This is a genomic window from Asprobacillus argus, assembly GCF_032248395.1.
Classification (GTDB): domain Bacteria; phylum Bacteroidota; class Bacteroidia; order Flavobacteriales; family Flavobacteriaceae; genus Polaribacter; species Polaribacter argus.
Genome location: NZ_JAVTTO010000015.1, coordinates 1 through 348, shown reverse-complemented (window position 1 = coordinate 348; position 348 = coordinate 1). Strand labels below are relative to the sequence as shown.

Genomic DNA, 348 nt, shown 5'->3' with positions numbered 1-348 from the left:
TCTCCAAAACACAATACATTCTGATGGGATGCTAACACTTCTGATATTAACAAATCGGCTGGCTCATTAAGGGTCCACTGTTGAACAATCATACAGCCATTTGCATCCATAATGGTTACCTGATAATCACCTGCTACCAATCCCGTTAAGTCTTCTTGAGTCTGTTGTCCCACCGGAATCACGCCTCCATTGGATGCAACCCAAGCATAGGTATAAGGTGCTACACCTCCTGTTACGGTTATATCAATACTTCCATCACTCAAACCAAAACCTGAGATCTGGAAACCGTTGTAATCTGATATGTTTGCTGTTAAGCCTAAAGCTGTGGGTTCGGTAATCGTATAAGGT

Annotated in this window: 1 protein-coding gene; it reads right to left on the bottom strand. The window is 42.5% G+C overall.

The window, feature by feature from the left end:
- Nucleotides 1–348, bottom strand: a 348-nt coding sequence (locus RQM59_RS14390; RefSeq protein WP_349242816.1) for a SprB repeat-containing protein, incomplete at both ends; no start/stop codon positions are given.